The organism is Rhodococcus sp. Leaf225, assembly GCF_001426145.1.
Taxonomy (GTDB): Bacteria; Actinomycetota; Actinomycetes; order Mycobacteriales; family Mycobacteriaceae; genus Rhodococcoides.
In genome coordinates, this window is the sequence record NZ_LMRN01000021.1 from 489,807 (window position 1) to 498,652 (window position 8,846).

Consider the following 8,846-nt stretch of genomic DNA (forward strand, 5'->3'; position numbering starts at 1 on the left):
GCGGCCGTCAGTGGCCGAAGGACGGCCGGCGCTTCTCCACGAAGGCGTCGACACCCTCGATACCGTCCGCGGTGGACGCCTGGTGAGAGATCGAGTCGGTCTCGGCGTCGAGCTGATCGGACAGCGTCGCGGAGTCCGAGGCGAGCAGTAACCGCTTGGTCGCACGGGACACCTCGGTGGGCCCGGCCGCGAGAGAGCGCGCCACCCGCTCGGCCTCCGATGCGATGACGTCGTCACCGACCAACCGTGTCAGCAGACCCAGGCGGTGGGCCTCGTCCGAGCCGAGAACGCCGTCGGTGAGCAGGATGTCGCGCGCGCGGCGGGTGCCGATGATGCGGGGGAGCGCCCACGTCAGACCGCCGTCCGGAGTGAAGCCGAGCGCCGGATACGCGGGACGGAGCCGGGTGGATCGACCGCCGATCGCGATGTCGGCGTGACACACGAGCGACATGCCCGCGCCCGCTGCCCAGCCCGGCACTCCCGCCACGACGGGGACCGACACCGAGGTGAGCGCGCGGACGAAATCGTGGAACGTGTCGGCGAGCTGCCGGACGAACGCGCTTCTGTCGGGCGCCCCGTGGAAGGCGCGCACGTCGCCACCGGCGCAGAAGTTGGATTCGGCGCCGACGAGCAGCACGGCGCCCACGGACTCGTCGAGATCGGACAGCGACGCAGCGCCTGCGGCCATCGCCTCGCCGTTCAGCACGTTGCCGCCGCGGGGCGTCGCCACCCGTACGTACAGGACACCGTCCTCGACGGTGACGGGGGACGTGGCCGGGGGGTCGACTGATTCGGTCATCGTTCGAACTTAGACCAGGACCGCTCGGCTCCGGAAACGACAGAGTCGCCGGAGATGACAGAGGCCCCGATACCGAGGTATCGGGGCCTTGTCGTGAAAATGTCGTGCGGGAACGTCAGCCCCGGACCACCTTGCCGGCCTTGAGGCACGAGGTGCACACATTGAGCCGACGAGAGTTACCCGGCGCGACCTGCGCGCGGACGGTCTGGATGTTGGGGTTCCAGCGACGGTTGGTACGGCGGTGCGAGTGCGAAACCGACTTACCGAAGCCGGGTCCCTTGGCGCATACGTCGCAGACGGCAGCCATAGTCGCGAACTCCTTGGTATTCGAGGTGAGACCGGGACACGATTCGAACCGTGGCCGGTGTGGGGCAAGATCTTCGTACAACTGCGCCCGATACCTCCGGGCATGCCGGACGCGTCAGACGCAACCCTGCAAGACTAGCCGCTCGGGTGCCCCGAGTCCAAACCGGCCCGCACGCGCCGATGCCGCAGGTGCCTGGTGGAATGGTCGCACAGATGGCGGCAGCATCAGGACGGGAGCAGCGCGGTGGTTCAGCTCGGTGACCGGCTCGACCACGTACTGGGTCGCAGGGCCGCCGATCCGCTCGAGACGGCGTTCGGTCTCGTCACGGTCGAGGACCTGCTGCGTCACTACCCCTTCCGCTACGTGACACAGGGTCAGGAGCTGGCCCGCAAGGACCCGGACGACGGTGAACGCATCACCGTCGTGGGGACGGTGTCCAAGGCGGACCTCGTGCCCATGAAGGCGCGCAAGGGCCACATGCTCAAGGTCGTGCTCACGTGCGACGGTCAGAACGTCTCCGCCACCTTCTTCAACGGTCACAAGGTGCGTCACAACATCACGGTGGGGTCGCGCGCGATGTTCTCGGGCACGGTCAAGTGGTTCCGGACGTCCTGGTCGCTGAACCACCCCGGTTACCTGATGCTCGAGGGCGACGAGGACGACCTGGTGGGGCGCCCGCACGGCGGCGGCGAGCTCGCCGGCATGGCTCGCGGCGCCACGGACAGTTCCGGTGCGGTGAACATGTCCATGCTGTCGCTTCCGTTCCTTCCCATGTACGCGGCGACGCGGGAGGTCGAGAGCTGGACCTTCCTGCGCTGCGTGCGTCAGGTCCTGGACCAGCTCGATCGCGTCGAGGATCCGCTGCCCGAGACGGTGCGCGCCGAGCACGCGCTGATGAGCCTCGACGACGCACTGCGGGTCGTGCACTTTCCGGAGTCCGAGGACGACATCGAGAACGCGCGCTACCGTCTGCGCTTCGACGAGGCGACGGCGTTGCAGCTGGTGCTCGCCGAACGGCGCCACTCGGTGGCGGTGCGCACGGCGCCGGCCTGCGCGCGCGTGGCCGACGGTGTCGCCGCCGCCTTCGACGAGGTGCTGCCGTTCGAGCTGACCGACGGGCAGAAGGAGGTCGCCGAGGAGATCGAGAGCGACCTGTCCCGCACTCGGCCGATGAGCCGGCTCCTGCAGGGTGAGGTGGGATCGGGCAAGACGATCGTCGCTCTGCGCGCCATGCTGCAGGTGGTGGACGCGGGACTGCAGTGCGCGTTGCTGGCACCCACCGAGGTGCTCGCCACACAGCACCACCGGTCGATCACGCGGCAACTCGGGGCGCTCGCGACGGCCGGGGAACTGGGTGCGCCCGACCGCGCCACCCGAGTGGTGCTGCTGACCGGATCGATGTCGACGGCCGCGAAACGTGCCGCGCTGTTGTCGATCGTGACCGGAGACGCAGGCATCGTCATCGGCACTCACGCACTCATCCAGAGCACGGTGTCGTTCTTCGACCTCGGGATGGTGGTGGTCGACGAGCAGCACCGCTTCGGAGTCGAGCAGCGGGACGCGTTGCGCGCGAAGGCGAGAGAGGGCGTCAGCCCGCACCTGCTGGTCATGACGGCCACGCCCATTCCGCGGACGATCGCCATGACCACGCTGGGCGATCTCGAGACGTCCACCCTGCGTGAGCTTCCCCGCGGACGCGCGCCCATCCGCACCTCGGTCGTTCCCGCCCAGCACAGACCTGCCTGGGTCGAGCGAGCGTGGAGCCGGATCTCCGAGGAGGTGGCGGCCGGCCGCCAGGCCTACGTGGTGTGTTCGCGGATCGGCGACGAGAAGCCCGAGGATCTCGGCAAGGACACTCCGGACACCGCGTCGGCGGTCGATGTGTACGAGTCGCTCCGCGCCGGCGCTCTGTCGAACCTGCGCGTCGGGTTGCTGCACGGGCGGCTGCCCACGGAGGAGAAGGACGAGGTGATGTCCGCGTTCAACGACGGCGACATCGACGTCCTCGTCTGCACCACCGTGGTGGAGGTCGGTGTCGACGTCCCCAACGCCACGGTCATGGTCATCGTGGACGCCGACCGGTTCGGCGTGAGTCAGCTGCATCAGTTGCGTGGCCGCATCGGTCGTGGCGGCCACCAGGGTCTGTGCATCCTGCTCACCGAGCTCGCACCGGGCACCCCCACCTACGCGAGGCTCGACGCCGTCGCGGCGACGACCGACGGGTTCGAGCTCGCCGTTCTCGATCTACGGCAACGCCGGGAGGGTGACGTGTTGGGCGCAGCGCAGTCGGGCACCACGACGACCCTGCGACTGTTGTCGCTCCTCGATCACCTCGACATCATCACCGCGGCCCAGACCTTCGCCCGCGACGTCGTCGATCGGGACCCGGGGCTCGTGGAGCACCCCGGTCTCGCGGCGATGATGCGATCCGCCGTGGACGCGACCAGGGTGGACTTCCTCGACAAGGCGTGAACGCCCGACCCGGTCAGTGCATGTGGCTTCCCCCGTTGATGTCCAATGTGGTGCCCGTCAGGTAGGACGCGTCCTCCGACGACAGGAACGTGATGATCGCGGCGACCTCACGAGCAGTGGCGACGCGTCCCACCGGGATGCCGTCGGCGATCGCCTGCTCCTGCTCGGGCGTGCTCCCCACCCGGATGGCGGTGTCCGCGGCGCCCGGAGTGACAGCATTCACCGTGACCCCGGTGTGTCCGATCTCGCGGGCCAGCGCCTTGGTGAAACCGAGAACCGCCGCTTTCGCCGAGGAGTAGGGCACCTTGCCGAACACGCCGCCGCCGCGTTGAGCCGACACCGACGACATGTTGACCACGCGTCCCCACCCGGCATCGATCATCGCGGGGAGGAAGGCCTTCGTGACGAGGTAGGTGCCGGTCGCGTTGACCGCCATCACCTTGTTCCACAGGTCCAGCGTGGTCTCGAGAAACGGCACCGGTGACGTGATGCCGGCGATGTTCGCCAGGGCGCCCACGGTGGGGAGCGATCCCGACTCGACCTCGGCGGCCACGGCCGCACGAGCTCGCTCCACCGACGACTCGTCCGCCACGTCGACCTCGTGACCGAAGGCCCGGACGCCGTACGCATTCGCGATGTCCGCGGCGACCTTGGCCGAGGCCTCCCCGTCGAGATCGAGGACGACGACTGCCCAGCCCTGCTCGGCGTACAACGCCGCGGTCGCGCGGCCGAGGCCCCGTTCCGAGGCAGCTCCCGTGACGACGGCGGTACGGCTGACGGTGGCCGGTCGGGCCAGAGTGTCGAACATGGTGATCTCCGATACAGGTGTGGGGGAACGGCTGTCGAGGCTGGTGTCACGGTTCGAGAGGGGCGACGGCCGGTGTCGGCCGCCTGCGAAGGCTCGTCGTGATGCAGCACACAGTAAGACCCGGACTGCGGATCAGTCAACTGTTGGACACCAACAGTTGACTGTTGACAGTGAACGTGCGGTGGGTCACACTCGTAATCGATGACGGCATCCGTCACCCTTTCCTCACACCTCCAACACCTCGAAAAGGGGTAGTCATGAGCAGCGAGACTCTGGCCATGCGCGGGCAGGTCCACGGCACACCCGACGCCAAGCGCGTCGCCGTGGGGTCGTCCGTCGGCGCGGTGATCGAGACGTACGACTTCATCGGTTTCGGCACCGCCGCGGCGCTCTACTTCGGAACGGCGTTCTTCCCGGGCCAGAGTTCGGTGGCCGGCACCCTGGCCGCCTTCGCCACGCTCGGCGTCGGCTTCGCGGCACGCCCGATCGGAGGCATCATCGGCGGCCACCTCGGTGATCGTGTCGGGCGCAAGCCCGTTCTGGTGGCGTCGCTCATCGTGATGGGACTCGCGACGTTCGTCATCGGTCTGTTGCCCACCTACGCCCAGGTCGGCGTCGTCGCGCCCGTGCTGCTGGTCATCGTCCGCATCGTCCAGGGACTGGCGTTCGGTGCCGAGTGGGGCGGAGCGATTCTGATGAGCTACGAACACGCCCCGTGGCGGCGCAAGGGCGCGTTCACCGGCATCGTGCAGGCGGGATTCCCGGTGGGTCTCCTGCTCGCGAACCTGGTGTTCCTGTTCAGCGTGCACCTCGGCGGCGACTGGGCCTGGCGCGTTCCGTTCCTCGCCAGCATCGTCCTCGTCGTCGTCGGGCTGATCATTCGATCCAAGGTCCCGGAGTCCCCGGTGTTCGACGAGGTCAAGGAGTCCGGCCAGGTCCAGCGTGCGCCGATCGTCGAGTCCGTGAAGCAGGACTGGCGCAACATCCTGCGGGGTATCGGACTGCGCATCGCCGAGACCGCCGGCTACGCCGTGTCCATCACCTACATGATCTCGTACCTGCACAACGAGGAACTGGCGACGAAGTCCGAGACCCTGACCGCTCTCTGCATCGCGTCGGCGCTGGGCATCGTCGCGACCGTCGGTTGGGCGACTCTGACGGACAGGATGGGCCGCCGACCCGTCTACATCGGAGTGTGTGCGTTCGGGGTGTTGTTCGGAATCCCGATGTTCCTCCTCGTCAACACGGGCACCTTCATCCTCGTCGCCGTCACCTTCGTCCTGGCCTACACCGTGTGCCAGAACGCGCTCGCCGGTGCGCAGGGCGCGTGGTTCCCCGAACTCTTCACGGCGAGTCGCCGAGCGTCCGGAGCTTCACTGGCCTACCAGATCTCGGCCATGGTCTCCGGCTTCACACCGTTCATCACCACGCTGCTCTTCGTCTCCTACGGCTGGATGGGGCCGGCAGTCCTCTTCAGCGTCTACGCGCTGATCGGTCTCCTCGCCGCCCTGTCCACCCGTGAGACGTGGGGCCCCACCGAACGACGACTCGCACTCCAGGCCGAGCTCGACGAGAACCTCGTCGCGACCGCCACCTCTCGAAAGGAATCGCTGTGACCGTCACCGACAGCATCACCACCGACCGCACGACACGGATCCGCGCCGCGGAGCGATTCGCCTACGCCATGCGCCATCACGTCCTCGACATGGGCGAAGCGCAGGGTCAGGGATACGTGGGTCAGGCACTGGGAGCGGCGGACATGTTCGCCGCCGTCTACAGCGGACGGCTGCGCTACCGCCCGGCGGATCCGCACTGGGCGGAGCGGGACCGCTTCCTGCTCTCGACCGGCCACTACGCCATCGGGCTCTACGCGGCGCTCGCGGAAGCGGGCACGGTGAGCGTCTCCGAACTCGAGACCTACGGCTCCGACGATTCGCGGCTCCCCATGTCCGGAATGGCGTCCTACACGCCCGGGATGGAGATCAGCGGGGGCTCGCTGGGACACGGACTGCCGGTGGCGGTGGGAATGGCTCTGGGACTGCGTCACCAGGGGTCGCCGTCACTCGTGTTCAACTTCCTGTCGGACGGGGAACTGGACGAGGGCTCCACGTGGGAGGCCGCGATGGGAGCCGCTCATCACCGACTGGGCAACCTCGTCGCACTCGTCGACATGAACGCACTGCAGGCCGACGGACCCACCGCGGGAGTCCTGGGCATCGAACCGGTGCAGGACAAGTGGGCGGCCGCGGGATGGTCCGTCCACCGTGTCGACGGCAACGACGCGGGCGCGTTGCTGGACGCCCTGGACGACATCGCGACGCGGACGTCGCCGACCGGCACCCCGTCGGTCGTCGTGTGCGACACGCGGATCGGGTTCGGCGTACCCATGCTCGAGACCCGCGAGAAGGCGCACTTCATGCGTATCGACGAGGACGAGTGGAGCGTGTGCCGGGATCAGCTCACCGCTCGCTTCCACGACGCAGAATTTCACGAGGGAGACCACTCATGACCACCGCATCCGCCCCCAAGCTCAAGACGTCGGCGATGATCGCCTCGTTCGTCGACGAGGGTCAGCGCACCACGGCGGCCCCGTTCGGACACGCGCTCGTCCGTGCAGCGGAACAGGATTCGCGCATCGTCGGCCTCAGTGCCGACCTGGCGAAGTACACCGACATGCACATCTTCGCGCAGGCCTTCCCCGACCGTTTCTTCCAGATGGGGATGGCGGAGCAATTGCTGTTCGGCGCCGCGGCGGGCATGGCGGAGACCGGCCTGGTTCCTTTCGCGTCCACCTACTCGGTCTTCGCGGCGCGCCGCGCGTACGACTTCCTGTGCCTCGACGCGGCCGAGCCGAATCTGAACGTCAACATCGTCGGGGGACTCCCGGGCCTCACCACCGGCTACGGGCCGAGTCACCAGGCGACCGAGGACATGGCGATCTTCCGCGGAATGCCGAACCTCACCATCGTCGACCCGTGCGATGCCGTGGACATCGAGCAGGCCGTTCCCCAACTCGCCGCGACTCCGGGCCCGACCTACCTCCGGTTGCTCCGCGGGAAGGTCGCGTCGGTACTCGACGAGTACGACTACACCTTCGAACTGGGCAAGGCCAAGGTCATTCGACCGGGCAACGACGTCGTGCTGGTGTCGTCCGGTCTGATGACCATGCGTGCGCTCCAGGCCGCCGAGCGACTCGCGAAGCACAGGGTGGACGTGTCGGTGGTGCACGTGGCGACGATCAAACCGTTCGACGCGGAGACCGTCCTGCGCGAACTCTCGACCGACCGGGCCGCATTCACCCTCGAGAACCACACCCGCATCGGTGGGCTCTTCGAGACGGTCGCCTCGGCGTGCGTCGAGTCCGGCACGGTGCGTCAGGTGACTCCCATCGCGCTGCCCGACGAGTTCCTGGCCGCCGGCGCACTCCCCACGCTCCACGATCGTTACGGGTTGTCCACCGACCGCATCGAGGAGCGTGTTCTCGCGGCGTTGCGGTGAGCAGTGCCGGATCGACACGGGCGGCCGTTACCCTGAGATCACTGTCGACCGGCAGCTGTCGACATCACCGTTTCGAGGAGGTCTCCATGGCCGCACAGCCCGCCACGCTCCTGGGGTTGCAGAAGACGAATCTGCGCGATCAGGCTCTCGACGCGCTGCGTCGGGCCATCACCAGTGGCGAGCTGCGTCCGAGTTCCGCGCTGGTGGAGACGGAGTTGTCGGAGCGCCTGCAGATCAGCCGAGGCACGTTGCGCGAGGCCCTGCGGCAGCTTCAGCAGGAGGGGCTCGCCGTCATCGGCGCTCGGGGTCGGCTGTACGTGCGGCATCTGGACGACAAGGAGATCAGGGACATCTTCGTCGTGCGCGCCGCGCTCGAGTCCACCGCTGCCGCACTGCTCGCGGAGCGAGACGACCGGCAGGAGTCGGTCGCCGGCCTGTCGAGCGCGCTCGACCTGATGGACGCCGCCGGTGACGGTGATCTCGAGGCCCGGATCGAGTCCGATCTCAGTTTCCACCGACTGCTCTGCCGGCTCACCGGCAACGAGACCCTGGTGCACTCGTGGACGTCCCTCGAGGGTTCGATCCGCATGTCCATCATGTGGGCCGGCAAGTCTCGCGCGGTCGGGAACATGGACACCGACCGACACCGCCGCATCGTCGAGGCGATCGGATCGGGCGACGGCGCGGCTGCCAGCGCCTCGGTGGCGGAACACATGACGTGGGCCGCCGCGAATCTCTCCGCCGACATTTCTGCATAGGAGATGCGAGCGGCGTGGACGTGATCGGCGCTACTGTCCCGGCACCACGACGGCTGCTCGCTGCGCTCCGCACGTGTCTCATATCTGGACAAGTCATAGCTCCGTCTCGCCCGTACTGAAGGTAGGTTGACCGGAATGTTCTCCAAGGTGCTGGTGGCAAATCGCGGCGAGATCGCGATCCGTGCGTTCCGTGCGGCGTACGAA

At 67.9% G+C, this 8,846-nt stretch carries 9 protein-coding genes; 6 read left to right on the forward strand and 3 right to left on the reverse strand.

The window, feature by feature from the left end:
• Positions 1–7: 7 nt before the first annotated feature.
• Entirely contained in the window at positions 8–799 is a 792-nt protein-coding gene (locus ASG69_RS17425; RefSeq protein WP_056445439.1) for an enoyl-CoA hydratase/isomerase family protein, read from the reverse strand.
• 115 nt (positions 800–914) lie between these two features.
• On the reverse strand, positions 915–1,106 hold the full coding sequence (rpmB, locus tag ASG69_RS22240; protein ID WP_042576517.1) for a 50S ribosomal protein L28: 192 nt from the start codon (positions 1,104–1,106) through the stop codon (positions 915–917).
• A gap of 243 nt (positions 1,107–1,349) precedes the next feature.
• Here rpmB and recG point away from each other — a divergent pair, with 243 nt between their 5' ends.
• A complete protein-coding gene (gene recG / locus ASG69_RS17430) occupies positions 1,350–3,578 on the forward strand; it encodes an ATP-dependent DNA helicase RecG (RefSeq protein ID WP_056446195.1) in 2,229 nt (742 codons plus the stop codon).
• 13 nt (positions 3,579–3,591) lie between these two features.
• Here recG and ASG69_RS17435 read toward each other — a convergent pair whose 3' ends face one another.
• A complete protein-coding gene (locus ASG69_RS17435) occupies positions 3,592–4,386 on the reverse strand; it encodes an SDR family NAD(P)-dependent oxidoreductase (protein WP_037187033.1) in 795 nt (264 codons plus the stop codon).
• Positions 4,387–4,643: 257 nt separating this feature from the next.
• On the opposite strand from ASG69_RS17435, the gene ASG69_RS17440 reads away from it, so the two are divergent.
• The 5 genes from ASG69_RS17440 to ASG69_RS23360 form a co-directional block, all read left to right on the forward strand.
• On the forward strand, positions 4,644–6,002 hold the full coding sequence (locus ASG69_RS17440) for an MFS transporter (RefSeq protein WP_056445436.1): 1,359 nt from the start codon (positions 4,644–4,646) through the stop codon (positions 6,000–6,002).
• Positions 5,993–6,895 (forward strand): transketolase, encoded by a 903-nt coding sequence (locus ASG69_RS17445; protein WP_374197725.1) that lies wholly within the window; start codon positions 5,993–5,995, stop codon positions 6,893–6,895. Before ASG69_RS17440 ends, ASG69_RS17445 begins: the two co-directional genes overlap by 10 nt.
• Positions 6,892–7,884, forward strand: coding sequence for a transketolase family protein (locus ASG69_RS17450; RefSeq protein WP_027506988.1), 993 nt, complete (start codon positions 6,892–6,894; stop codon positions 7,882–7,884). Before ASG69_RS17445 ends, ASG69_RS17450 begins: the two co-directional genes overlap by 4 nt.
• An 86-nt stretch (positions 7,885–7,970) precedes the next feature.
• On the forward strand, positions 7,971–8,642 hold the full coding sequence (locus tag ASG69_RS17455) for a GntR family transcriptional regulator (protein WP_027506987.1): 672 nt from the start codon (positions 7,971–7,973) through the stop codon (positions 8,640–8,642).
• Between the two features lie 135 nt (positions 8,643–8,777).
• The coding region (locus ASG69_RS23360) for a biotin carboxylase N-terminal domain-containing protein (RefSeq protein WP_442971101.1) at positions 8,778–8,846 on the forward strand (69 nt) is incomplete at its 3' end.

Excerpts from the sequence above, each read along its gene's own strand:
- ASG69_RS17425 (WP_056445439.1), bottom strand. The coding sequence starts at position 799 with ATGACCGAATCAGTCGACCCCCCGGCCACGTCCCCCGTCACCGTCGAG.
- rpmB (WP_042576517.1), bottom strand. The coding sequence starts at position 1,106 with ATGGCTGCCGTCTGCGACGTATGCGCCAAGGGACCCGGCTTCGGTAAG.
- ASG69_RS17435 (WP_037187033.1), bottom strand. The coding sequence starts at position 4,386 with ATGTTCGACACTCTGGCCCGACCGGCCACCGTCAGCCGTACCGCCGTC.
- ASG69_RS17440 (WP_056445436.1), top strand. The coding sequence starts at position 4,644 with ATGAGCAGCGAGACTCTGGCCATGCGCGGGCAGGTCCACGGCACACCC.
- ASG69_RS17450 (WP_027506988.1), top strand. The coding sequence starts at position 6,892 with ATGACCACCGCATCCGCCCCCAAGCTCAAGACGTCGGCGATGATCGCC.
- ASG69_RS17455 (WP_027506987.1), top strand. The coding sequence starts at position 7,971 with ATGGCCGCACAGCCCGCCACGCTCCTGGGGTTGCAGAAGACGAATCTG.